Origin of the sequence: Rhodopirellula halodulae (genome assembly GCF_020966775.1) — a bacterium.
Classification (GTDB): Bacteria; Planctomycetota; Planctomycetia; order Pirellulales; family Pirellulaceae; genus Rhodopirellula; species Rhodopirellula halodulae.
Genome location: NZ_JAJKFV010000004.1, coordinates 336,244 through 361,235 on the forward strand (window position 1 = coordinate 336,244; position 24,992 = coordinate 361,235).

A 24,992-nucleotide genomic window follows, 5' to 3' on the forward strand; every position below is an offset into this window, starting at 1 on the left:
GCCACTCGGGACTCGTAACCTCGTCCACTACCATTTAAGCCACCCGAACGTATGCCGTACCCTACGCCCATTTCAATTCAGGACTCATCAGGAGACGAAGATGCAGTTTGACTCCGAATCAACGCCAGGATTCGCGATCGGACGAATTGCTTATCTGATACGAATCCGGATGACGGCGGTGCTTCAGCGAGCCGATTGGCCATTTACACCAGAGGAAACTTAAACCCTGATCACACTGGCCGATGTGGGCGAACCGCTGAGCATGAACGATTTGGCGTCGCGAATGGTACGTGATCCGACGACTGTCAAGCGGCAGTTGGACCGACTGGTCGATCACAAATTCATCAAACGGAGCGTATCATCTGAGGACGCTCGGATGGTCATGGTCGGTTTGACGTCTCGTGGCGAAAAGAGGTTGCAAACTGTCCTGCCGTTGCTGGATGATCTTCGCAAGCACACGCTTCAAGGCATCTCAAAAACACAACTGAACGAGACAATGAAAGTACTGCAAACGATTCAAAACAACCTTGCAAGCAAACCTTGCGAACAGTGACTTCACAAGGTGATTTCACAAGGCTGATATATACAAAGCTGCCCAACTGCCTTCTCACCCAACCATCACCAAACTCATGCAAAATTCCCTCAACCGAACGGCAATTGTCACTGGCGCCTCTCGCGGAATTGGCGCAGCCATTGCGAGACGTCTTGCCAATGACGGTTTCCATGTGATTGTGAACTACGCGAGAAGCGAACAAGCAGCTCAGGATGTTGTCTCGGACATCCAATCCCAAGGCGGCCAAGCGGTCGCGATCCAAGCTGACGTGTCCGACTCCGCTTCCGTCCAAGAAATGTTTGACACCGCTGAATCGGTCTTTGGCGGAGTCGACGTGTTGGTCAACAATGCCGGAATCATGAAGTTGGCCTCCATTGAAGAGTGTGAGGACGAGTCTTTTGACGCTCAAGTCGCGGTCAATTTCCGGGGCACGTTCAACACGCTGCGTGAAGCCGGAAAACGTCTTCGCGACGATGGACGAATCATCAACTTGTCCACCACCGTCGTGGGAATGAAGTTCGAAAAGTACGGCATTTACGCCGGAATCAAAGCCGCTGTTGAAACCATGACCGCGATCATGGCCAAGGAAATGCGAGGACGAAACATCACGGTCAATGCAGTCGCCCCGGGGCCGACCGCCACGGATTTATTTTTGGATGGCAAACCCGACGAATTGGTCGAAAAATTGTCCAAGGCACCTCCGCTCGAACGTCTGGCAACGCCGGATGACATCGCCAGCGTCGTATCCTTCCTTGCAGGACCGGACGGATCCTGGATCAACGGTCAAACCATTCGCGCCAACGGCGGCATGGTCTGACGCGTTGCGGTGAACGAATTCACAGGAAAGGAAGAACAAGGATGGTGAATTTTCCGGTCCCGACTCACCACCGAATTGACTAATAATGAATTCTCTCGCCGTTGACCAACTCTGTTTTTTCCGAGAATGGTTCGTCGCTGGTGAACATCCGCCTCAGACTTTCGTTGTCAAACGGATCCCATTAGCATCCCAGGATGCACACCGAAAATCCTATCGCTTACATCAAGCGGATCATTGGTTCCGCGATCGCATTCGCTGCTTTATCGAGCACGCTAGCATTGACCGCCGAACCGAGTGGTTCACCGACTCAATACGTTGTCTTGGAAGGCGGTGGTCCTGACCAAGGTCCTGGTCCTGATGTGAAAGCCAACTTTCATTCGCTGGCACATCGTTTCGAACCGATGCCTTCGGACTCCAAGCGAATGGTCGCCTATGGCGTCCAACAACTGCGCATTCTATCTAGGTCGGTGCCGCGTGTTCGTCGTGATGTCGAACAAGCCCTAGACCTAGCTGAGCAAACCGGAGTTCCCGTCTTCTTCCATGTCGACTCGTGCTATGGATGGGGTGCGGACGACTCGTTACCACCGAATGAACAACCGTCGATCCGGTTTTGGGCGCACGCCGAAATGCGTGAGTGGACCGAATTCCCGACAGACAATTCGCCTCCCACCCAAATTCCTCGGGCTTGGTTGCATTGGGGGCCGTGGTGTTCACCGGCCCCCGCCGTGCCAGCATTCGGGTCACCCAAGTTCACCGCATTCGCCGCTTCCCAACTCGATCAAGCCGTTCTCGACCCATTGGCCGAACGCCTCGAAACGTGGCGATCCCAGAACCTTGAACACTTATTTGCCGGCATCAACATCGCGTGGGAAGCCCATATTCCTGATTGGAACGACGGAGGCATGCGACGATTGATCCAACGAGAGAAGGGATCCGTGAAGGCGGGCGCACCGCGTTCAGTTCAAGGGATCGAGATGACACCATCGTTGGTCGGCAGCCAACTTGGTTTCGCGTCGTTGCATTGGCGAAATTGGAACGAAACTCGACTGAGAACAGCGGCCAAGAACGAAGGCATCAGCCGCGACGCTAAGTTTCGTCAACTATGCTACGAAGCGATTCACGACTACATGGAAAGTCTCTCCAAGACGTGCCACGATCGCGGGATCAAGCGTGACCGTATCTACACGCACATTGTTGCTCTATCGACAGTCCAACCGGCCAGTACGTTGCGTCCACCGATTTGGACCGCGGTCAACGCCTATTCCACACCGGGCTTCACCATGGACAATCGTGGTGGCGCAAGATTCGACCTCAACGAAATTCTTCGGCAAATCCGATCAGCCAGAGGAGAACGCGAAGTTCGATTTGGGATGGTTGAATCCTACTTTCGACTGGGCAATCGTATCTACGTGAACAATGCTGACCAGTGCCAACGAGAGCTGGAAGCGATGTTTCATTCAGGTGCCACTTTGCAAGTTTTCTATGGTGGATTTCCGCTTAATGTGCGAACCCCCAAAGCAGCACTTCTGGCCATCGAACAGTGGCTCGATCATCGGTGAGTCCCGTGAACGACAATGCAGCCAGTCAACTGCATATCGAACACAACATGATCGCACGTCGAGAGATGCAAATGATTGCTTGTCCCCATGGCAATCACTTTGTTTCAATCACGACCTCGTCAATTTGCCCCGTGAATTTGAATGGAGCTTGGTAGTCATGAGTCACGGGTTGTCCGCTGTCTTCTCCAACACCGAACGTATCGATCCCGAATCGTCCGCCAACGGTCGCGGGAATGCTCGCCTCAGCAGCCTGTTGATCGTTGACTGAAAGCGTGACGTTTGCCCCTTTGCCAGCCTCGCCCTCGGCACCTTGGTAGTCAAACACAACCGCGATTTCTGACTCACCCGATGGTAGCGGCGCATCGCCCCTGATCACCGTGTGCTTTTCAAAGTAGTTGTAATCAAACACGGGAACGCCCTGGTCCAAATACAACGTCAATCCCGCGGCGACGCCGCCAAAGCCGACCACAACCCCTTCTGTCTTCGCACCATCCGTTTGCAACGTCGCAGTCAAGGTCCAGGAACGATTTTTCATCGGTGGTGCGGCGGGTTCCGCAATCCGAACGGCACCAGGTCCGTAGGTGTACGTGGTGGATTCGGTGTCAGCCCCCGGCACCGGTGGTTTCGGTAAAGCAAGACGTCCCGCTCCACGATCATCTAGCGGATAAACATGAAACTTCTCGGCGGCCCGATCAAACTTGGTCTGCAACTCTGCCAACTTTTCTGGCATCTGCTGCGCTAAATCGTTGGCTTCTGAGAAGTCAGCGTCCAAGTGATACAGTTCCCATGTGTCGCTCTCCCAATTTCCGGGGGCCAGATCCTGCCGCCATGGCAAGGTGTGCTGGGCGTTGGCTTTCCAACCCGCGGCGTAAATCGATCGGTTGCTGAACTCCTCGAAATACTGCTCGTCTCGTCCTCGATAGCCTTCGTCTTCGAAGCTGGCTAAGAACGATTTTCCGGCAAGCGGTTGTTGCTTGATTCCATTCACCGTGCCGGGCATCGGAAGTTGGGCAGCCTCCAAGATCGTTGGCACCACATCGATCAAGTGCAAAAAACAGTCCCGGGGTTGAGGGTCATGTTGGATTCGCGCGGGCCAACTCACGACCATTGGGTTGCGAGTTCCACCCAAATGCGACGCGACCTGCTTCACCCATTGAAAAGGAGTGTTGCCAGCCCAAGCCCATCCAACTGGATAGTGAGGCTCCGATTCCGGACCACCGAGCTTTTCGAGGTTTTTGGCAATCTCGTCGATGTTCGACGGGATACCATTCAGGTTCATGATCTCGTTCAATGTTCCATCCGGTCCACCTTCCGCGGACGCACCATTGTCGCCCACGATGTAGAAGATCAGCGTGTTCTCCGCGTCCGGCAACTTCTTGACCTCGTCTAGCAACCGACCAATCTCATGGTCCGTGAAAGCAAAGTAGCCCGCGAAGTTCTCGAACAATGCACTGTAAACCTGCTTTTGTTCGTCGCTCAATGATTCCCATGCCGGCACCCAATCCGGCCGCGGCGTCAGTTGGGTGTCTTCCGGAATGATCCCCATTCGTTTTTGATTCGCGAAGACCTGTTCGCGGTACTTCTCCCACCCCATGTCAAACTTGCCTTTGAATTGGTCTCGCCACTTTGCCGTCACATGGTGCGGTGCATGCATTGCTCCCGGAGCGAAATACATGAAGAAAGGCTTCTTGGGTGCAACCGACTTGGAAAACTTCATGCGTTGAATAGCCCGATCTGTCATGTCGGTCATGAAGTGATAGCCTTCTTCCGGAGTCTTCTCGGGCTCGACGGCCACGGTGTTCTCAAAGATCACGGGATAGTATTGATGGGTTTCTCCCGCGTTGAATCCGTAAAAGTATTCGAATCCCATGCCGGTGGGCCAACGATCAAAGGGGCCGGTGACTGTGGTTTCCCAATCCGGTGTGTTGTGGTTCTTGCCATACCACGATGTGGAGTACCCGTTGCCCTTCAAGACTTCACCGATCGTCGCACAATCCTTGGGCAACATGGTGGAGTAGTTGGGAAATCCGGTCGCCCATTCCATCAAGAATCCGTTGCCGGCATCGTGATGATTCCGCCCCGTCAACAATGCCGCCCGCGAAGGACCACAAATCGCCGTCGTGTGAAAGCGGTTGTACCGTAGCCCTTCGGAAGCGAGCTGATCCAAGTTTGGCGTTGGAATCAAACCACCGAATGTGGAAGTCTGACCAAAACCAACATCATCCAGCAGAATAACAATGACGTTGGGCGCCCCCTCGGGAGCCTGGACGGGCGTTTGCCAGGCACTCTTTGATTGCTTGTAGGTCTTTGCGATCTCGCCTTCAAAAGGTGGCAGGGGAATGGGAAGTGAACTGCGATCTGGCCAATCTTGGGCTGGCGTTACACTCGCAAACAACAAAGCCACGATCACTGCACAAAAGAATTTCATCGTGTTGTCGCCTTGTTCAGAAAGGGAGTTCTGCCAATCCACTTCGGTGTCAGCTCGTTGCCGTCACACGTTGATTCAAACCATCACGTTGTCATCTTCAGCTCGACAACGGGACCGAAGCCAATCTTAAACAGATCGAGCACAGCCGGTGACACGCTTCATCCACTTTTCGCATCGGAACGAGTGCCGCCGCCAGCGATCCCTTGCGAATCAAGCATGCTGCAAAGCCTCTACGATTGCGTTGACCAGCGTCTGCCGGGTCACCGGCGTTGCTGCACTCTTCTCGTTGTCTCTGGCATCCTCGATGTCGGTGCATTCAGGCAGGTGAGTGCATGAGATCATCAGATCTGGCTGATTCGACAAACGTGAGCAAGTCACGCAGTATTTGGACAATCGCATTCCTGTTGTCCCGTCGTCCGGCGATGGTTTAATTTGTTCTGCTGCCGGGCTGGGTGATCGGCGACAAGGTGCGTCGCGTGGTAAGTGCCTTTCAGTGATCAGTCGCCCGGCCGGAAACCACTGACCGCAGGGATGCCGTTGTGCAGAACCATTTTGATTCATACTTGATTCGCTGGCTTTTAACCTGCCTAATTTGCTTCGCTGCAACAGGTTTCGTCGGTTTGCAATCACTCGTTCTTGCCTGTCCATTCTGCTCGGCACTCGCTCCGACCTTGAGCGATGACCTGGGGCAATCCGACGTGGCGGTCTTCGTCCACTGTCAATCAGCCGCCATGGATGAAGACGGCATCCTTCAATGCCAAATGCGGATCACGGAAGTCCTGCGTGGCGATGCGAAATGGACGAGATCAGTGGTCACCGTGCCATCGTTTCAGGAATCGGCTCCCGAGGGTCCGATCTCGGCCAACGCGAGTTATTGGCTGGTCGGTTACGGCGAATCACCTTTTTTGTGGAGCGAGCCCAAACCGGTTTCGAAGGACGCCATGGCATACCTGCGTGGCCTGGCAAGTCTGCCGGAAGCGGGCCCCAAACGATTGGAGTACTTCCTACGCTTTCTCAAACACGATGACGAGTTGATATCAAACGATGCCTACAATGAATTTGCCGACGCGTCGCTAGAACAGATTCGCGGCTTGGCCAACAAGATCGACCGCGAATGGGTCATCGGGCAACTTCGTGACAAAACCGTGCCCGTGCATCGTCGCCGCCTGTGCTGGACATTCCTCAGTCAATGCGGGACCCAAGACGACGCCCAATTGTTCTCGGAAATGCTTCGCTTGCGAGAAGACGACCCAACGTTTGATCCAGGCATGGATGCCGCGATGTCCTGTTTCATTTCGCTGGGCGGTGAACGCGCATTGGCCCAAATCGAACGTGATCATTTGCAACCTTCCAATGCCAATTACCTGGACTGCTACGCGGCCGTCAGTGCGATCCGAGTTCACGGAACGGAGCTGGACGTCATCCCGCGTGAACGTTTGGCGACGGCGATGCGTCTCGTGCTCGAAATCCCCGCTTTGGCAGACATGGTGATCCCCGATCTCGCACGTTGGAAAGACTGGACCGCAATCGACCGGGTGGTCGAGCTGTTCGAAATGTCCGAACAGGAAACCCTTTTCGTCAAACCCAACGTGGTGCTTTACCTGAAGGCCTGCCCGCTTCCGACCGCGAAAAACGCCCTTCAGAAGCTTCGCCAGATCGATCCCGCAGCGGTCGAACAAGCCGAAGCGTCTCTGCAACGCTATCCCGGCGTCGCCACGGTTCCGGTTCCTCCACCGGTTGAGCCGAAAACGCCAACCGCCCAATCAACCGAAACGTCTTCGACACCCGAATAAGGTTGCTTGTTTGGACGAACCGGACCAACGGGCGACGGAATTTCCCTGCGTGTTCAATTCGTAAAAAGGAGCCTCGATCGGCGACCGCAGCCACCTCACCCAAACCCGCTTGCCAAACCCGCTCGCATAACCCACCATAAATCGCACTTGCACACTGTGTGCACTTGCGTCATGTTAACATGAGTCTCCGGAGGCCCGCTCCGGTACACACCCACGCCCAACCGCTTTTTCTTGGTCGCGACTCATGACTGCACCTGATTCAGCCAAACGCCTTCCCGTCACCGTGTTGTCAGGTTTCCTCGGTGCGGGCAAAACCACTTTGCTCAATCATGTGCTGGCCAACCGCAAGGGGCTTCGCGTCGCCGTCATTGTCAATGACATGAGCGAGGTGAATGTCGATGCCGCTTTGGTTCGAGACGGTGGAGCCAATCTGTCTCGGACCGATGAAAAATTGGTGGAGATGTCCAACGGATGCATCTGCTGCACGCTGCGAGAAGACTTGCTGATCGAAGTGTCACAACTCGCTCGCGAAGGTCGGTTTGATTACCTGCTGATCGAATCAACGGGAATTAGCGAACCGATGCCCGTGGCTGAAACGTTCACCTTTGAAGACGAAGACGGATACAGCCTTTCGCAGCTCGCCGAACTCGACACGATGGTCACCGTCGTTGATGCGGGCAACTTCATGAAAGACTTCGGTTCGTGGGACGACTTGACCGATCGCAAAATTGGTCTCAGCGACGAAGACGATCGCAACATTGTTGACTTGTTGGTCGATCAAGTCGAATTCGCCAACGTGGTGATCATCAACAAGACCGATCTTGTCACCCCCTACGAACTGGAACAACTCGAACAGGTCATTCGCCGACTCAATCCCAACACCGAGATCCTGCATTCCACCGAGAGCCAAGTCCCACTGTCGAAAATCCTGGGTACCGGGCGGTTCCAACTATCGGAAGCCGAAGCGATGCCAGAATGGTTGGCGGTCTCGCGCGGCGAAGAAGAAACCGAAACGGAAGAGTACGGTATCTCGCACTTCGTCTATCGCCGCGAACGCCCGTTCCACCCCAAGCGTCTGGTTGAGGTGTTGGACAACGACATGGATGACGGCTTGTTCACCGGAGTCCTTCGCAGCAAAGGCTTGATGTGGATCGCATCCCGCAACGATTGGGCGTACGACTGGTCCCAAGCCGGTTGCTCGATCCGCATGAACCCCGCTGGCTTTTGGTGGGTGGCCGCACCGGAGGAAGAGTGGCCGGAAGACGAAGATTCCCGCGACGAAATTCGCTCGAAATTCAACGGCGAACACGGTGACCGCCATCAAGAATTGGTCTTCATCGGACAAGGCTTGGATCAACAGCGGATCGTAGACATTTTGGATCGCTGCCTGCTGACCGATTTGGAATTCACACAAGGCCCCGACGCCTGGGCGAACTACGAAGACCCGTTGCCCGCCATCGAAATGGAAACCGGGGAAGAGGAAACGGTGCAAACCTTCTGACGCGTCACGTTTCTCGTCTCGAGACGGCTGTCCCTAGTCGTTGTCGTCATGTTCTCGCGTCAATCCACCTCCGCTTCTTTCCCATCCAATCAACATGTCCCTATCAACCTTCGACGTGATCGTGATCGGCGGCGGTGCTGCGGGGGTCGGTGTTTCGATCGCTCTCAAGCACGCCGGTATCGACAACTTTGTGGTTCTCGATCGGCATCATGTCGGTGCGTCCTTTGCCGCATGGCCGGCGGAAACCCGATTCATCACCCCCTCGTTTCCGACCAACTCGATTGGAATGCTCGACCTCAATTCGGTTGCGGTCGGTGTCTCGCCCGCGTTCAGTTTGGAAACCGAACACCCGACCGGCCAGGAATACGCATCGCACTTACGCGGCGTCGCTCAGTTCTTCGAGTTGCCAATTCGCGAGGACACGGAAGTCCTTCGCGTCGCCAAAGTGGGTGAAGACTTCCGAGTCGACACGGCGGAGGAAACGCTGCGAGCCAAACATGTCATTTGGGCGGCTGGCGAATTTCAGTACCCACGTTTGCACAGTTTTCCCGGCAGCGAACTGTGTCGACACACGGCAACGATCACAGCCTACGAAGATCTGGAAGGCGACGACTTCCTCATCATTGGTGGCTACGAGAGCGGCGTCGACGCGGCCTATCACCTGTCCTATCACGACAAACCCGTCCGTCTGTTTGACACCGGTTGTCCGTGGAACGATGAAAACTCCGATCCAAGCGTTGCCCTCTCAACCTATTCATTGGAACGAATGCGTGAGGAATGGTTTGAACAGGAGGTCGAACTGTTCCCGCACACGCCGATCCAATCCGTTGCGCGGGTGGATAGTGGATACGAAGTCACCGCCATCGACGGACGCACCTTTTTCACGACGACGCAACCTCTGCTGGCGGGCGGCTTCGAAGGCAGTCACAAACTGGTCGCGGATTTGTTCGACCAACGCGAAGACGGTTTCCCGCTGCTCAGCGAAAACGACGAGTCGACCACCACCTCGGGTCTGTTTTTGTGTGGTCCCGCCGTTCGACATGACAACCACGTTTTCTGTTTCATCTACAAGTACCGACAACGATTCGCAGTGGTTGCCAAAGCCATCGCAACGTCTTTGGGTTTGCCCGCCGATGAACTCGAGACCTATCGCAAATGGGGCATGTACCTTGATGACCTGTCCTGTTGCGGCGAGGAGTGTGCATCATGTTGAGCCAAACCCTCGCCACCCCGCCAGAACCTCACACGGTCCTGGTGGTTGGCAAAGAAAGCGTCGGCAAGTCGCAACTGGTCTCCTCCTTGACCGGGCGTTCCGCGGGCGAAACCAACTTCCGTGGCTCGACCGTCACGGTTGATCGTTATCGATCGGGCGCGACGGAATACATTGACACGCCTGGAATCCTTCGCAGCTCCGATACCGAAACAACTCGACTTGCGATCGACGCGTTGAACGAGCACGACGTCGTCCTTTTGGTCGTGCAGGCGACGAGTCTTGATCAAGACCTGAGCGACATGCTGCCGTTGGTGATTGGCAAACGCGGCGTTGTTGTCGTTACCTACTGGGACAAGGTGCAGCCCGGCGAAGCATCACAAGAAGCCATTGAACGGCTCGAATCCGACGCCGGTGTCACTTTCATCCCCGTCGACGCTCGCTCGCTATCGGATACCAAACGACAACGCATCGACGATGCGTTGCTAGCGCCGACAACGTTTGAAAAAGGCAAGTTAGTCGCTCGAGCGGGTTGGCGGATCGAACCGAAGCCCGGCTGGATGGAGCACCGAGTGGTGGGCCCGCTGATGGCAATTACCCTGTTGTTCTTGCCAGCACTCGCAACGATCTATGGTGCCAACGCGATCGCCGATTGGCTGCATCCGATCGTCGCGAGCTGGTTCGATCCGATCATTGCGACGGTCAATGCCAGTTGGCCAAGTTGGTTGCGGATCGTGCTCACGGCTCAGCAAGGTGAATTTGGATACGGCTTGCTGAACATGGGACCGTTCCTGCTGGTGTGGGCGTTTCCCACCGTGTTGATGTTCGCGTTGATCCTTGGCGTTTACAAAGCCAGCGGATTGATCGAACGCATCAATGTCACCTTGCATCCACTGGTGCGACCGTTTGGATTGAGTGGACGCGATGTGGTTCGCGTGATGATGGGCTTCGGTTGCAACGTTCCGGCGGTGATCAGCACTCGGTCTTGTTCGAGTTGTTCACGAGGCCCCGCCGTGTCGGCGATCGCGTTTGGATCGGCATGCAGCTACCAACTCCCGGCCACCTTGGCGGTCTTGTCCGCAGCGGCAATCGCAACGGAAACCTCCGCCGCATGGTTGACGTGTATGTTTCTTGCTTACCTTCTGGCCACGACGTTGGTTTACCTGCGTTTGACGTCCGGTCGGCAAGCTCGCAATTCACTGAATGTGCTGATGACACCCAGCCGACCATTCATGCAGTGGCCGACTCCTTCAGCCCTCTGGCGAGAGGCAGCCGGTACGGTACGTCAGTTCCTGTTCCAAGCGATGCCGATCTTCGTGGTGATCTGTGTTGTCGCTTCGTTGTTGGCACACTTCGGCGTTCTTGATTTGGCCTCGCAGTTTCTGCGGCCAGTGATGGCATTGTTTGATCTGCCTGCCCAAAGCGCGTTGCCCGTTGTTTTAGCGTCCGTTCGTAAGGACGGAATCTTCCTGCTGTCCGCCGATGACGGATTGTCGTTTCCGATGACGTCCGCCCAAGCTCTCACCGCGGTTTATCTGGCGGGAGTGCTGCTACCATGTTTGGTCACCGCCATGACCATCGGCCGAGAAACCGGCTGGCAAACCACATTCAAACTCCTCGCCCGCCAAGCCTCCTTTGCCACCGGCTTCGCACTTCTACTCGCCTGGGGCGGTGCCTGGCTGCTGTGACGCAACCGGGCCGTTCGATCCTCTCAATCAATCAACCAAAGTCGATTCCAACCGCCCTCTTAAAAACCTGAGATGGATGTTAGTTTGAACGGGTCTGTTCGTTCAAATCTTGGAAACATCCATGCGGATTCCCACTAATGTGATTGTCGGCTTTCTCGGTTCGGGAAAGACAGCCGCGATTGCCAAGCTCATTGACAAACGTCCCGAGGGTGAAAAGTGGTCCGTCCTGATCAATGAGTTCGGTGAGGTTTCGATCGATCACGCCTTGGTCGAGTCCCGTTTGGAAGGCATCGCGATCGAAGAGCTGGGTGGCGGATGTGCTTGCTGCACGCTCGCGTTGGTTTTCAAACCGTTGCTCGCACAGTTCGTCCGGCGAACCAAACCCGATCGGTTGATTTTGGAACCGTCGGGCGTCAGCCATCCCGCCAACGTGGTCGATATCCTACGCAGCCCGAACTTTGCCAAAGCAATCGATCTGCGCAACATCATTTGCCTGATCGATCCAAAGGATTTCGAAGATCCGCGGTGGCGAGACACGGCGGTGTTTCAAGATCAAGTTCAACTCGCCGACATCGTCATCCTCAACTGGACCGACAGTCGCGATCGCGAACTGATCGACCGCTGCCGGACTTGGGTGGAGAGCTTCCGCCCACCGAAACAACTGATTTTGGAAACCAGCTTCGGTGAGATCGACCTCGAACTTTTGGACCGAGAATTCAACACACTCCGTTTCCCACTGTTCGACGACGCACATCCGTCGCCCGAACAGCCGGGCGGCGAGATGCCGGTGCTGCAACCTGTCTCGCCAGACAGTCATCACGACCACCATCACCATGAAGATGAACACGAACATCATGGCAGCAACGCGAAAGAATCGCCACAACCGACGCCGGGCCGTCCCGTGCGGTTTCAAAACAGCGATGCCGACTACGACGCGTGTGGATGGATTTTCCACGTCGACGACGTCTTCGATCGAGACGAATTGCTGGACCTGCTCGGGTACGTCCATCCCATCGTTCGTCTGAAAGGTGTCTTCCGATGCGAAGACGAATGGTGGACGATCAACCGAGCCAAAGACGGAACCAGCTACGCCCCGTCCGCCTATCGCCGCGACAGTCGCCTCGAGATCATCCTCGACCGGAAAACCCCCGGATGGGATGAGTTCGAATCAAAATTGCTCGCTTGCCTTCAACCGAAAGTCGACTAGCGGTCCTGCATCCTGGACGAGGGCTCTTCTGGCAAATCCCAGTTCTTCGGCGGCCAAGGCCCATCGTATTTGGATTCAGCCGCCGGTCCCTTCAGCTCGCGAAATGTTTTGGCGAGCTTCAATAATTCGCGGACTTTCGCGGGCTTCTGATTTGCAAGATCAGTTTCCTCCTGTGGATCGTGGCGAAGATGAAACAATTCGGGCGGCTTGGCCGGCTGTTTTCGCTTCTTGTCGGTTGCCACCAGCTTCCACTCCCCGTGAATCACGCCGCTCTCCCTGAGGTACAACGTTCGGCTCCACGCCGCTGATTCCTCCATCAACTTCGGCAACATGTTCTCCCCGTCAATTGGCTGATCGAAGTTTTGCACACCAGCCACCTTCGCGATGGTTGGCCAAACATCGATGTAAGCCAGCGTGTCTTCGTTCACCAACGGCTTCGGAAAGACGGCCGGCCAACGCAACGCCGCCACCACGCGTACTCCACCTTCGTAAATCTCAAACTTGTTGCCTCGCAGTGGGACGTTGCTGCCGCCGTGGTTGGGGATCCCACCATTATCACTGGTAAAAATCACCAACGTGTTGTCGGACTCGCCACTTCGTTCAATCGACGCCATCACACGCCCGATCCCACGGTCCAACGCGCGAACATTGGCCCGAAACGTTTGACGCAAACTGTTCCCGGTTCCTGAGCGTCCGTAGTCCGGGTCACCTTCCCGTTTCGCCAACCGAGCATCGTCCGAAGCGATACGACCTTGGGATTTGTCGAAGCCTTCGATGTCCAAGTCACCTTGAAGAGCCTGCATCGGAGAATGCGGCGAGTTGTAAGCCAAGTAGAGAAAGTATGGCGACTCACCCGCGCTGTTGTGTTTGATAAAACGAGTCGCCTCTTCGGTCAGCAACTCCGTCGAGTAGCCGCTCTCAACGATTGATTGATCATTGCGGTGCCAATCCGGTTCACCACGTCGGACACGTCGAAAGTAGTCGATTGCACCGTTGTAATGACCATAAAATTCGGTGAAGCCATGGTTCATCGGATGAAACAGTTTGCTTCGCAAGCCGAGATGCCATTTGCCCATCATCGCACGGTGTTGGTACCCCGCGTCGGCCAGCATTTCCGCAATCGTCGTTTCGCTCTCGGGCAATCCGTCGGTTTGCGTGGGCGAGATCACGTGATCCAACATGCCAAAGCGGTGCGGATAGCGTCCTGTCAACAAACCTGCGCGCGTGGGCGAGCATTGCGGTGCCACATAGAACCGATTCAGCTCGACGTTCTGACGCACCAACTCGTCGAGATGAGGCGTGTGCATCTCGGGATTGTGATAGCCCACATCATTCCAACCAAGATCATCGACCACGATCAAAACAATGTTTGGCCGACTGTGGTCGCCAGTCGCCGGACCATCCGCCCAAGCACTGTCTAACGATATCGCCGACAGGAACGCCAGCGTTGACGGCAGCAACACAACCATCCAACAACGAGACAAATGGTTCATCGACAACTTCCCCAAAAGAAATTCGCTCATCTCATCGGTAAGTTCGAGGCGAGATTCTTTTCCCGCCTCAACGAATGAATCGGCAAACGAAAGCCCACCAGTCTCGCAGCGTCGAACCGAGTCATCAACAAGCCTCACCATCAGATCCCACACACCATCCTCATCCGTAGCGAAAGTCGTCAAGACTTTCTGCCCTCAATGAACAACAAGAACCAACCGGAAGCGATCCGGATTCTTTGCGCTCACCCCCTCTCCCCCAGCCCCTCTCCCCGAAACGGGGCGAGGGGAGCCAGTGAACTTGCGACGCTCCTCCCGTAGCGAAAGTCGTCAAGACTTTCGGCCGCCACAACCGCAGGCCAAATCAAGCCAATCGCCTCTCCGGCAATTCCCCAGGACGCGTCGCTCTGGACTCGGTCACTCCGTTTTCAAGAAACGAAGATCACCCCAAGACTCTTGACACCTTCATCGTGGGAAAAACAAATCATCATCCGATGATGTCATGGACCACATGCCCGTGAACATCGGTCAAGCGGAAGTCGCGGCCTGCGTAGCGGTAGGTCAGCCGCGTGTGATCAAAGCCGAGCAGATGCAAGATCGTGGCATGCAGGTCGTGGACGTGCACCGGATTCTCGGCAACGCTCAGGCCCACCTCGTCGGTGGTGCCATAGGTCGTGCCCGCTTTCACACCGCCGCCGGCCATCCACACCGTGAAACCGTTGTCATGGTGGTCGCGTCCCGGGTTCGCTGAAACAGGCAATTGCACCGTCGGCGTGCGTCCCATCTCACCGCCCCAAATCACCAACGTTTCGTCCAACAAGCCTCGCTGATCCAAATCTTGCAAGAGTGCGGCGATGGGACCATCGCATTCACGGGCCAACCGCGGATGATTGCGTTCGATCGATGCGTGCGAGTCCCAAGGTTGGCCGGCACCGTGATAGACCTGGACATAACGCACCCCACGTTCGCTCAACCTTCGAGCGATCAGCATCTGACGGCCTTGCAACGAATCGCCGTACATCTGCTGCGTCTCTTTGGTTTCGGTCGAGATATCGAATGCATCGCGTGCTTCGCCCTGCATTCGAAACGCCAGCTCCAGTGACTCAATGCGGCCTGACAATTGGGCATCGTCACTGCGATCGGCTAGGTGCATCCGATTCAAATTTTGAATCAAATCCATCTGCCGTTTTTGTTGGGACGGCACCAAATAATCATTGTCGATGTTTGCGACCAACTCCTCGGGGTTGGTGTACTGAGTATCAACGTGGGTGCCTTGAAAGATGCCCGGCAAAAATGCGTTCCGCCAATTCGCGGTCGCGGCGGTTGGCAAGCCAGAAGGGCACATGACGACGTAACCGGGCAAGCTCTGATTTTCCGTCCCCATGCCATACAAGGTCCAAGCACCGACGCTGGGACGCGGACGAACGATGTCGCCGCAGTTCATCATCATCAACCCAGGCTCGTGGTTGGGGACATCGGTGACCATCGAACGAATCACGCACAACTTGTCCGCATGCTTGGACAGTTCGGGAAACAATTCGCTGATTTCGATTCCCGATTTGCCGTGTCTCTGAAACTTGAACTTGGACTGGTGAGCAACGCCGCCCAATCGCCGGTTGTTCTTCAGTTTGTCATCCAATGTTTTGCCGTGCATTTTGGCCAACATCGGCTTGGGATCGAATGTATCGATCTGGCTGGGGCCACCATTGGCGAACAAGTGAATCACTCGTTTGGCCTTGCCCGGAAAATGCGTTGGCCGAACCGCCAAGCTGCTGGCGTTTCCTTCGGGGGACATCGCATCGGCAGCCATCAGCCCACTGGAAGAACCCATGCCGTCACCCAACATGCCACCGTCTCGCAGCACGCCGGCCAGTGCCAGCATCCCCAAGCCCATCCCGCTGCGATGGAGCATCGTTCGTCGGTCGATGAAATTGCGTTCAAACATCACGAGTGACACTCAATCGAGGTAGAGAAATTCGTTGGTCAACATCAGAGCCTGGGCCAATTGGTCAACACGACCAAGCGGAGGCGGCGCGGGAGGCGCAAAGTCCTTTTGCGATTGCCAACGATCACCCATGAGTTCACCGCCGATGCCCGCAATCGTGATCGTCCACGTATGCGAATCCGAGTTCGAGTTGGCTCCTGGGCTGGCAATAAAATCGATCACGTCGCCCGTCTTCACCGGCAACCGATCCACCGATGGCTTGATCGTTCCTCGGACAACACGGTCCGTCGTGCGGAATTCACCGCTTCGGATGGACACCGTGATGCCATCCCCGTTGGGCCGAGCATGTGTCAGCTTGCTGGCGATTCGTACCGCACCATCGGCCGGAGCAACCCAGCGCCGAATGATGCTGTGTGCCGGATCCACGCCGCAATGCGCCGCCGTGGCCGACAACCGCAGGAATCTCAACTCTGGATCGGGAAAAGTTTCGGATGCTTGGTACGCCTTTCCGGACCAATACGGAAGTGACTGAAAATCATCGTTCGCATCGCCAGATCGCTTGGGCGTGCTGACAATGTTCCCCCAACCATACTGCCAAACCTCGCCGAGCGTCTGACCATCGGTATCTGTCGCGGCGACTAGGAATCGCTTGGCCATGGTGATTTCATCCGCGGACGGATCACGCGAGAAAACTCGTCGGTACAGCGCCGTGATCGCTGCCGCGTCGGGGTCATTGCCATCGACTTCGTCAGCAACCCGATCGGCCAATTCACGGGCCTGCTCCGCGACAAACGGGTGATTCATAAAGAACAACGCTTGCTGTGGAATGGTGGTTTCCGGACGTGAAGCGGCGGATGCGGTCGGCGATGCGAAGTCGAACGTCCGCAAGATCGGATCAAGTTCCAATCGGTCCACGTAAGCGTACAAGCTGCGCCGAGTCGTGTACGGCGTTTCGCTCAACTTGACTGAGCGTCCACCAACGGTGAGATCAATCGTGCCTGCGACCGAGACGATTGAATCCCGCATCGCTTCGAAATCGAGACGTCGACGATTCTGTCTCCACAGCCACCGGTTCTCGGGATCGGCCGCGAAAGCATCCTCCCGCAAGTCCGAGGATTGCTGGTAGGTGTGACTGGTGGTGATCGTGCGATGCAACCATTTCATCGACCAACCTTGTTCAATGAATTCGCTGGCCAACCAGTCCAACAATTCCGGGTGCGAGGGCGGCGAGCTTCGCAACCCGAAGTCATCCAACGAATCGACCAAACCGCGGCCAAAGTACCGAGCCCAAACGCGGTTGACCAACACGCGAGCGGTCAATGGATTTTCGGCTGACGTGATCGCTTCGGCGAGTTCTCGACGTCCGCTGCCATCTTTGAACGGGCCTTCGCTGACATTGGACAGCAGCGACAAGAACTGACGCGGCACACGATCGCCACGACGATTCGCCTCGCCACGTAGCAACACAAACGGAGTGACGGGCTTCTTCAAATCAACCAGCGTCATCGCTCGGGGCGGCGCGGCGGGGTGAGTCGATTCGACCGCGGCGATCGCCTTCTCTCGATCCCCCAGTGCCTTGCGTCCTTTACCGAGCAAACGCGACGCTCTCGCGACCGCTTCCACCTCGAGATCAAACCAACCTCCATCGGCCAGCAAAACCTGACGGATGGCTTCTTGATTGGGATCCGCCAGCTTGACGGCGTCTTTGCCATTCGTGTCGTCAGCCGTTGATGCCATCGCTTCCCAAGCCTTCAACACATCGTTCATCGCGTCTGCGTAAGCCGCGACCAATTCACGCTGGGTCGTTGGGTTGGACTTCACCAAGGCATCACGAACAAGCGGGTTCAGATCGTTGTTCGCTTGCCAAGATTTCATCCATCGAGGCAATTGCTTGTCGAACTGTTTCTCGTTCGCGGCTAAAGCTTGGTTCCATGGCCCAAGAATGGGATGCGACACATCCGCATTCTTCAAATCAGCAGCCAAACGAGCGTTCAGCGGCGTCATCGCGGTCTCTTTGATCTTCAACTGTCCAATGACACCTCGGATCTCTTTTCCGCGAGCGATCGACAGCAGATAGAAACCATCCAGGTAGGTTGGCAACTTCTTTTTCAGATCCTCAATGGCTTCCTCACGCAAGTCTTTCTTGTAGTTGGCAAGCTCGTTTTGCTTGGCGGTTAACTGAGCTTGAAAATCAGCCTTCATTTCATCGGAGAAAGAAACGTCGGTCTCAATCCGCGGCAGCGTTTCCGGCAAAGCACAACTCGCGAACACGCCGTACAACGAGTAATAGTCCTCCGTCGGAATCGGATCGTATTTGTGATCGTGACAGCGGGCACAACTGATCGTGATTCCCATCAAGCCGCGACCGACCACATCGATCTTGTCCGCAATCTGCTCCAGGCGGTTGTTACGAAAACGTGGCCCGACGGTCAGGAATCCCAACGCCGCCAGAGTTGGTGAATCGGCGTCCTCGGTGTAGAAGTCCGCCGCGATCTGTTCGCGAATAAATTGATCGTAGGGTTTGTCATTGTTCAGCGACTGGATCACATAGTCGCGATACGTGTAGGCGTACGGATAACGAAGTTCCGCCTGCGCCTGCCAATCGCGAGTGTCCCCGTACCGGGCCAAGTCCAACCAATACCGGGCCCAACGTTCGCCATGATGCTGATCAGCCAGCAACGTTTCGACCCAATCCGCAATGACGACGTCCGTCGCACGTTCGTCGTTTACGAACGATTGCACTTGGGCGTAAGTGGGTGGCAGTCCAATCAGGTCAAAGAAAAGCCTGCGGACGATCACATCCCGAGACGCCTTGGGGGCCGGCGTCAAACCATTGCGATCAAGCGAAGCGGCCACGAACGAGTCGATTGGGTGGGCCGATTGGTTTGGACGGTCCGCATTCTGGTCAATGGATTTCGAAGCCGAGGGAAGCTTCGGCTTCTTCAGCGGTTGAAACGCCCAGTGCGATTTGGCGACCTGACGGATCGCCGTCTGGTCCCCCAACGCCGGTGTCATCTCCGCGGCATCGGAATCAACCGAATCCTCCGCACTTGCCGGCCATGGCAAACCCATGTTGATCCAACGACGCAGGATCGTGATTTGATCGTCTTCGAGTGGTCCATCCGGCGGCATCAACTCCAACCCGCGACGGCCCAACACCGCATCGATGATCAAACTTTCGTTGACATTCTTGGCAACCGCCGCCGGCCCGCTGATGCCGCCTTGCAAGATTGTTCCCAGCGAATCCAGTCGCAGGTCGGATTCCTGCAACGCATCCGCGTGGCATTCGTAGCAGTGTTCGATCAGCAGCGGACGAACCTTCTCTTCAAAGAATGACTCACGCGGATTCAAACCATCCGCCTTCGCACGAACGCAGAGCATGGCAACGACCAGCATGCACGCCAGGAACCAGACGGTTCGTTGCATCCGCACGGGAAGCACTCTCTGAGAAGACATCAATGAGAAAGTCATTGAAAACCTATTCTTTCACCACGGAAAAGCCCCGCAGGTGGGACGCACTCGAAAGCACGCGACGGGGCCAAGCAGCCTCGATTGTAACTGACCTCGCCAACCGGCACACGAAAGAAGTCTACCCGCGGATGACTTACCGCCCCGTTCACCAAACAACCAGACCGGTCTGCGATTGGAACGCCCGCTCAAAGCAGCTTGCATCGCCCGTGATAGAACGCCATCACCTCGATTCGGTCGATTCCGGATCAACATCGAGGGCGGGCAACTCGGCTTGATCAGCCGGGTTGGCGAAGTGCTCTCGGAGCCTGTCCAAATCGGTCTGCGACCAACCGTCCGGTTGAGTCACAGCGATCCAAGCATCGATGTAGCTCGAGGGCGAATAGTTGTGCCCATATCCGAGCGGGACGCTGGTCGCCATCGGCAAGTCAAACGCGATTTGCAGGAACGTCACGATGGGATACCAACGCAACCCCGGCGAGACATCTGGGCCGCGTGGCGCAGACAACCATTGAGGTTGATGCCAAGCCAACGAAGGTGAAAACCAAACCATCGGATCACTGGCGTGTTGGATGTACACGTTGCGGATTGGTCCCCATGGCTTGCCCGTTTGCAACATGTTTTGCTGCGCTGTGAAGCGAACCATCGATTCGTCGCGAAAGGTCGGCAACCAAACGGGAGTGCCCGCGTTGCGTGAGTTAACAATCGATGCCCATTGCCGACTGGGGAACGGCGGCCCGCTCCAAACCGCACCTTGAATTGGATCTTGAAACGTCTCCATCAGATCCGCGGCATCCTCGCAGCCAAACGCTCCCAGACTCAACCCGAACAGATACAACCGAGGCCGCTCGTCTTTGGGCAGCGTCGTCCAATACGCGTAGACTTGATCAAACAACGCCGAAGCGGATCGTTTCGAACGAGACGGATCAACCAAAATCGTGATCCAACTGGGCAGGTACGAGTACTGCATGCTGACGATAGCGGTGTCGCCTCGATGCAAATACTCAACCGTGTCCACCGCACTCTCATCCAACCATCCCGTGCCGGTGGGCGTTGCGACGATCAACACCTTGCGATCAAACGCGCCTTCGCGTTTCAATTCTTCCAAAGCCAGTGTGGCCCTGGCCTGATCGTCTCCGTCCGTTCGCATCCCAACATAGACACGTATGGGACGCTTCGAAGGCTGACCGGTTAACCGTTCAATTTCGTCTGCCTTTGGGCCACCCCCGATGAAGTCCTTGCCACGTCGTCCGATCGCTTCCCAATCGACCAGCGACTCCTCGCTACCGCATGCCAGCGCCAACGCAGGTTGTTCAATCCCGTCATCGATCAACAAATCGGCCTGCAGAAAAAAACGATCAGCAGCCTTCAACGATCCACGCGCAATCACGCCATTGCCAATCATCAGACCCAGCACCAACACGCAAAGCGTGCTGATTGAAACGGCAATTCGACGCGGCAGGTATCGCTGCAACAACTTCGACAAGAACGCCCCCAAGCGAATCATCCATCGAGCAATCGAGACCAGAACAAACGCGACCAGAATCGCAATCACAAAGAATCGAAAACGCGCCGTTGATTCCAGCGGCGGCATCTCCATCAAAACGCGAACGGAGTTCTGCCATTCCGTGGCATACCAAATTGAAAGAGCAAACACGATGGCCGCCAGCCCCACACAGACTTGCTTGGAGCGACGTGCCAACGCCGGTCCCGGTTGCGGCAATTCCAAGAAAGCCCATCCCCACGTCGCGAGCACCCCAACCACATAACCGATGGCGAGCGAAAACCCAGACAAGATCCCTTGCACGATGTAGGGTCGAGGCAGCAACGACGGCGTGATCGATCCGCAGAAAAAGAGAGTCGCAAAAACCAACCCGGTGAACGAAAACGATCTCAAATAAGACCGCATCAACGATCGAATCTTGATAGCAACACGATGCATCACTCGGTGGTTCCCGCAAAGAAGAAAGTGGTTGATCAAAAGAAACGCCAACAAAAGCGGACGAAGCTCATTGTTGGGTTCATCGCTCACCTTTTGTACCCGGGGCAATTCAAGTCCCCACGTCCACATGACCTATCCTACGCGACAATTTCTCTTGTTCCTCCGCGAGTGACATACATACAGACCAACACTCACATTGTGCCGACCGTTCACCAACGCATTCGACGTTTCTCGAGAACGGCTCCCTCGACCCACATGGTCTTTCCGTAGGCGGGACCAAGCAAAGCAATGCTCCGGCAATCCACCCCGTAGCGAAAGTCGTCAAGACTTTCCGCCCCCACCGAACCAAAACCGCCGCGTCCTGACCGATCCACATCCGTAGGCCGGACCGAGCGAAGCGATGCTCCGGCAATTCACTCCGTAGCGAAAGTCGTCAAGACTTTCGGCCCCGCAACAACCGCCGCACCCTGACCGCCCCACGTCCGTAGGCCGGATCAAGCGAAGCGATACTCCGGCACCTCCCACGTTGAACTCTTGGGGAACATCTCCTGCCGCAAACAAGCGAACCAACCGGGTCAGCGCGTTGTTTGAATCGGTCGCTCAGGAATCGCCCAAGACCTACTCGGGGAACCGGCTTCTTTGCCGGGACGAGTCCCTGCACCAAAACTTGGCCCTACGACTTTGGCCCTAGGAAGGAATGACAGATTGGTTGACAATGGTCCGAACACTGATGATTGAGTTCCTGATGTTCGTTTGTCTCCGCCGTTGTTTCGAGTGAGTTTGCCGTGTTGCCACTATCTCCCATGGGCCAGCAAATCGCCCAGACTCTCTCCAATCGCCATGGTTTCTCGACCGATGCGGTCAGTCACATGTTGACCGCGGTTTACAACGGCAACGGCAACATGGCCCAATTTTCACATCCGGAATTTGGTGGATCCGGACAGTGGATGTCCGGTGGCATGATGATGATTGGCGACATGTTCAATCAAAATCTGAAGTACCGCGTTGCATCGCTTTGTGATGATTGTGCTCGCTCCATCGCCGAGAACCAAACCGGAACCAATGGTGGAGTGTTCCAATCCCAGAGCCAAAGCGGCGGCTCGAACTACCAGGACCAACAATCGGGCGGCGGCTTCACGCAGAACAGCCTGTTTGCACCTGACCCACGACGAAATTGGTGGCCCAGCGAACTCGGATCGCCATCCGCGAGCGGTTCACAAAATCACATGCGATACGCCTACTTCGCAAACGCGAGGCGATTGGCGGTCGCGACCGGTGACGACGTCTGGGTGTACGACACGTTGCAACACGACATCGGTGGATTCAGCCAACAGCAATCCGGTGACGGCTCCATCACCTTCAACAGCCAATTTGGAATGGTTCCGCTCTCGACTCTGCCGGTCGTCAGCCGCAACGGCGTCCCAACGACACCACCCGCGCCGACAGCGAACGAACCGGCCCCAACGCCTGCGGCACCGGCTCCATCAGCACCGCCCGCGACCGAGGCCTCTTCATCAGCTTCCGTCTCAGACTCGACCCAGTCACCTGCGACGGCGTCCCATTCGAACGACGTTTTCGACACGCTCGATCGTCTCGGCGGATTGCTCGACAAAGGCTACATCACGCAAGAAGAATTCGATCGCAAGAAGTCCGACTTGCTGGATCGAATCTAAAGCCGGAAAATCAGCTCAGCCCAGCGAGTTTGCAACCCAAGTTGCATCGATTCACGCTGCGTTGAAACGCAGGCAAAAGGGAATCGCTGTCGAGATCTGAAACGATTGATGGGGCTCCTATTTCTCTGAATCGGTGCGTCCGGTGGACTGCGTTCAATGGTGAGTTTGCTGGCCCTTGCCGGAGACTCGCGATGCCTCGGGAGTTTCTCTGCAAGGTTTTTGATCCTGCCGATGTGCTGGTCCTTCATGCCGAGCAGAATTTGCTTGGGTGCTCCCATCCTGATCTCACCGGAGACCTTCATCGCAGTGCTTTCAGATCGAACTTGATAGCGATCCCATTGGATTCTACCGATTCGACCTTGGCTCAGAATACGGTTGGTTCGGCTCGGATTCCAGGAAGTGAGACAGCATTGGAACAGCTATGTTGAGGCGTTCTCACCGTCGGTCATTCCACGCCCCCTAAACACCATGAAAGCAAGGCGTAACCCGTGAAGAATTTTAGATTGCACTCAGTTCATATGTTTCTTGCCGCCCTAACCGTTGTGTCATTTCTGTACGTTGATGCCCGCTCGGTGTCGGGAAAAGACTTAACTTCGAAAAAAGGCAACGCCGATCAGTTGATCGGATGGGCAACGGTCAGCGGCAACGGCGTCGAAACGACGACCGGTGGTGGTGATGGCAAAGTCATAACCGTTCGCACGGTCGACGATCTCAAAAAAGCGGCGTCAAGTGATGAACCGCTGGTGATTCGGCTCGAAGGCACATTCGCCGGCGACGGCAAGATGGGGATCGCATCGAACAAAACTTTGATCGGCGTTGGTGCGGATGCGACGATCAAGGGAATGGAACTCAGCATGAGCGGCGTGTCCAATGTCATCATTCGAAATCTGACGATCTCCGATGCCCGCGATGCGATCGCGCTGCGTCGAACGCATCATGTGTGGGTCGATCACTGCGACCTCTCGAATTGCAGCGACGGACTGCTCGACATCACCAATCAATCCGACTACGTAACAGTATCGTGGACCAGGTTTTCCAAGCATCACAAAACGATGCTGATCAACAGTGGAACGAGTCATCCCGAAGACACGGGAACACTGAACACAACAATCCATCATTGCTGGTTCGACGGCAGCGATACGCGAAACCCACGCGTCGGCTACGGAAAAGTTCATGTGTTCAACTGCCTTTACAATGACAACGACTATGGAATCGGGTTGCATTCGCAGTGTCTCGTGCTGGCCGAGCGGAACTTCTTTGCAAACGTCAAGAATTCGATCAAGCAGATGTATCGCCCGGATCCAGATGACATCCACCATGGCTTTTGCCAAGCGGTCGACAACATTTTCAGCGAATGCAGAGGCTCTCAAGACGACGAAGGCAAGAGTTTCAAACCGACCGACTTCTACCAGTACGACTCTGTTTTCGACCAAACCGCAAATGTTCCTGACATTGTGAAAGCGGACGTCGGTCCATCGGAAAGGTATGAGGCGTTGCCCCTCGCCACCACCGATGAGGAAGATTGACGGCGAATGTTCGATAGTCCGCGATCAACTCCGCACAAACGAATTCGACGTCAAAGTCATCGCGGCGTTCAGTTCTGAGTATCAATGGCGGGGCCATCGCTGGGCAGAAGATGCCACGGTGGAACCGTCGAACAGCAACGCGCGAACGGGTGGCAGCGAACTTGGAGAATCAAAGAGGCTTCACGGCGGAGA

14 protein-coding genes and 1 pseudogene are annotated in these 24,992 nt (G+C 55.8%); 10 read left to right on the forward strand and 5 right to left on the reverse strand.

All coding sequences use genetic code 11. The features are described from left to right. The first annotated feature begins 100 nt into the window (after window positions 1-100). The 3 genes and pseudogenes from LOC70_RS05175 (at window position 101) to LOC70_RS05185 (ending at window position 2,929) form a co-directional block, all read left to right on the forward strand. Window positions 101-553, forward strand: a pseudogene (locus tag LOC70_RS05175) (MarR family winged helix-turn-helix transcriptional regulator). Between the two features lie 76 nt (window positions 554-629). Continuing rightward, entirely contained in the window at window positions 630-1,370 is a 741-nt protein-coding gene (locus tag LOC70_RS05180) for an SDR family oxidoreductase (protein WP_230252298.1), read from the forward strand. Window positions 1,371-1,564: 194 nt separating this feature from the next. Then, the gene (locus LOC70_RS05185; RefSeq protein ID WP_230252300.1) at window positions 1,565-2,929 is read left to right on the forward strand and encodes a hypothetical protein; all 1,365 of its coding nucleotides are present in this window, start codon (window positions 1,565-1,567) and stop codon (window positions 2,927-2,929) included. A 94-nt stretch (window positions 2,930-3,023) separates the two neighbouring features. Here LOC70_RS05185 and LOC70_RS05190 read toward each other — a convergent pair whose 3' ends face one another. After that, window positions 3,024-5,357: an arylsulfatase gene (locus LOC70_RS05190; protein ID WP_230252301.1), complete on the reverse strand. Its 2,334-nt coding sequence runs from the start codon at window positions 5,355-5,357 to the stop codon at window positions 3,024-3,026. Window positions 5,358-6,028: 671 nt separating this feature from the next. Here LOC70_RS05190 and LOC70_RS05195 point away from each other — a divergent pair. The 5 genes from LOC70_RS05195 (at window position 6,029) to LOC70_RS05215 (ending at window position 12,756) form a co-directional block, all read left to right on the forward strand. Next, complete coding sequence (locus LOC70_RS05195; protein WP_230252302.1) at window positions 6,029-7,150, forward strand: hypothetical protein; 1,122 nt, start codon at window positions 6,029-6,031, stop codon at window positions 7,148-7,150. Window positions 7,151-7,394: 244 nt separating this feature from the next. Next, window positions 7,395-8,651: a zinc metallochaperone GTPase ZigA gene (zigA, locus tag LOC70_RS05200; protein ID WP_230252303.1), complete on the forward strand. Its 1,257-nt coding sequence runs from the start codon at window positions 7,395-7,397 to the stop codon at window positions 8,649-8,651. 94 nt (window positions 8,652-8,745) lie between these two features. Next, window positions 8,746-9,864 (forward strand): NAD(P)/FAD-dependent oxidoreductase, encoded by a 1,119-nt coding sequence (locus tag LOC70_RS05205; RefSeq protein WP_230252304.1) that lies wholly within the window; start codon window positions 8,746-8,748, stop codon window positions 9,862-9,864. Next, window positions 9,858-11,549 carry a nucleoside recognition domain-containing protein gene (locus tag LOC70_RS05210; protein ID WP_230252305.1) on the forward strand — a complete coding sequence of 564 codons (1,692 nt, stop codon included), beginning with the start codon at window positions 9,858-9,860 and terminating at the stop codon, window positions 11,547-11,549. The genes LOC70_RS05205 and LOC70_RS05210 overlap by 7 nt, the downstream gene beginning before the upstream one ends. A 121-nt stretch (window positions 11,550-11,670) precedes the next feature. Next, window positions 11,671-12,756, forward strand: coding sequence for a CobW family GTP-binding protein (locus tag LOC70_RS05215; protein ID WP_230252306.1), 1,086 nt, complete (start codon window positions 11,671-11,673; stop codon window positions 12,754-12,756). Here the strand turns inward: LOC70_RS05215 and LOC70_RS05220 are convergent. The 4 genes from LOC70_RS05220 to LOC70_RS05235 form a co-directional block, all read right to left on the reverse strand. Next, window positions 12,753-14,279, reverse strand: coding sequence for a sulfatase-like hydrolase/transferase (locus tag LOC70_RS05220; protein WP_230252307.1), 1,527 nt, complete (start codon window positions 14,277-14,279; stop codon window positions 12,753-12,755). The two genes, LOC70_RS05215 and LOC70_RS05220, sit on opposite strands and share 4 nt — an antisense overlap. Window positions 14,280-14,733: 454 nt before the next feature. Continuing rightward, the gene (locus LOC70_RS05225; RefSeq protein ID WP_230252309.1) at window positions 14,734-16,191 is read right to left on the reverse strand and encodes a DUF1501 domain-containing protein; all 1,458 of its coding nucleotides are present in this window, start codon (window positions 16,189-16,191) and stop codon (window positions 14,734-14,736) included. Between the two features lie 12 nt (window positions 16,192-16,203). Then, entirely contained in the window at window positions 16,204-19,662 is a 3,459-nt protein-coding gene (locus LOC70_RS05230; RefSeq protein WP_315857199.1) for a PSD1 and planctomycete cytochrome C domain-containing protein, read from the reverse strand. A 220-nt stretch (window positions 19,663-19,882) separates the two neighbouring features. After that, window positions 19,883-21,604 (reverse strand): alpha/beta hydrolase, encoded by a 1,722-nt coding sequence (locus tag LOC70_RS05235; RefSeq protein WP_230252365.1) that lies wholly within the window; start codon window positions 21,602-21,604, stop codon window positions 19,883-19,885. A gap of 800 nt (window positions 21,605-22,404) precedes the next feature. On the opposite strand from LOC70_RS05235, the gene LOC70_RS05240 reads away from it, so the two are divergent. Continuing rightward, on the forward strand, window positions 22,405-23,274 hold the full coding sequence (locus tag LOC70_RS05240; protein ID WP_230252366.1) for an SHOCT domain-containing protein: 870 nt from the start codon (window positions 22,405-22,407) through the stop codon (window positions 23,272-23,274). Between the two features lie 518 nt (window positions 23,275-23,792). Then, entirely contained in the window at window positions 23,793-24,800 is a 1,008-nt protein-coding gene (locus tag LOC70_RS05245; RefSeq protein ID WP_230252313.1) for a pectate lyase family protein, read from the forward strand. Window positions 24,801-24,992 lie beyond the last annotated feature (192 nt).

Bases quoted from the DNA above. Each gene is read 5' to 3' on its own strand.
- LOC70_RS05210 (WP_230252305.1), top strand. From the start codon at position 9,858: ATGTTGAGCCAAACCCTCGCCACCCCGCCAGAACCTCACACGGTCCTG.
- LOC70_RS05220 (WP_230252307.1), bottom strand. From the start codon at position 14,279: ATGAGCGAATTTCTTTTGGGGAAGTTGTCGATGAACCATTTGTCTCGT.
- LOC70_RS05190 (WP_230252301.1), bottom strand. From the start codon at position 5,357: ATGAAATTCTTTTGTGCAGTGATCGTGGCTTTGTTGTTTGCGAGTGTA.
- LOC70_RS05215 (WP_230252306.1), top strand. From the start codon at position 11,671: ATGCGGATTCCCACTAATGTGATTGTCGGCTTTCTCGGTTCGGGAAAG.
- LOC70_RS05185 (WP_230252300.1), top strand. From the start codon at position 1,565: ATGCACACCGAAAATCCTATCGCTTACATCAAGCGGATCATTGGTTCC.
- LOC70_RS05205 (WP_230252304.1), top strand. From the start codon at position 8,746: ATGTCCCTATCAACCTTCGACGTGATCGTGATCGGCGGCGGTGCTGCG.
- LOC70_RS05245 (WP_230252313.1), top strand. From the start codon at position 23,793: ATGTTTCTTGCCGCCCTAACCGTTGTGTCATTTCTGTACGTTGATGCC.
- LOC70_RS05180 (WP_230252298.1), top strand. From the start codon at position 630: ATGCAAAATTCCCTCAACCGAACGGCAATTGTCACTGGCGCCTCTCGC.
- LOC70_RS05240 (WP_230252366.1), top strand. From the start codon at position 22,405: ATGGGCCAGCAAATCGCCCAGACTCTCTCCAATCGCCATGGTTTCTCG.
- LOC70_RS05230 (WP_315857199.1), bottom strand. From the start codon at position 19,662: ATGACTTTCTCATTGATGTCTTCTCAGAGAGTGCTTCCCGTGCGGATG.
- LOC70_RS05225 (WP_230252309.1), bottom strand. From the start codon at position 16,191: ATGTTTGAACGCAATTTCATCGACCGACGAACGATGCTCCATCGCAGC.
- zigA (WP_230252303.1), top strand. From the start codon at position 7,395: ATGACTGCACCTGATTCAGCCAAACGCCTTCCCGTCACCGTGTTGTCA.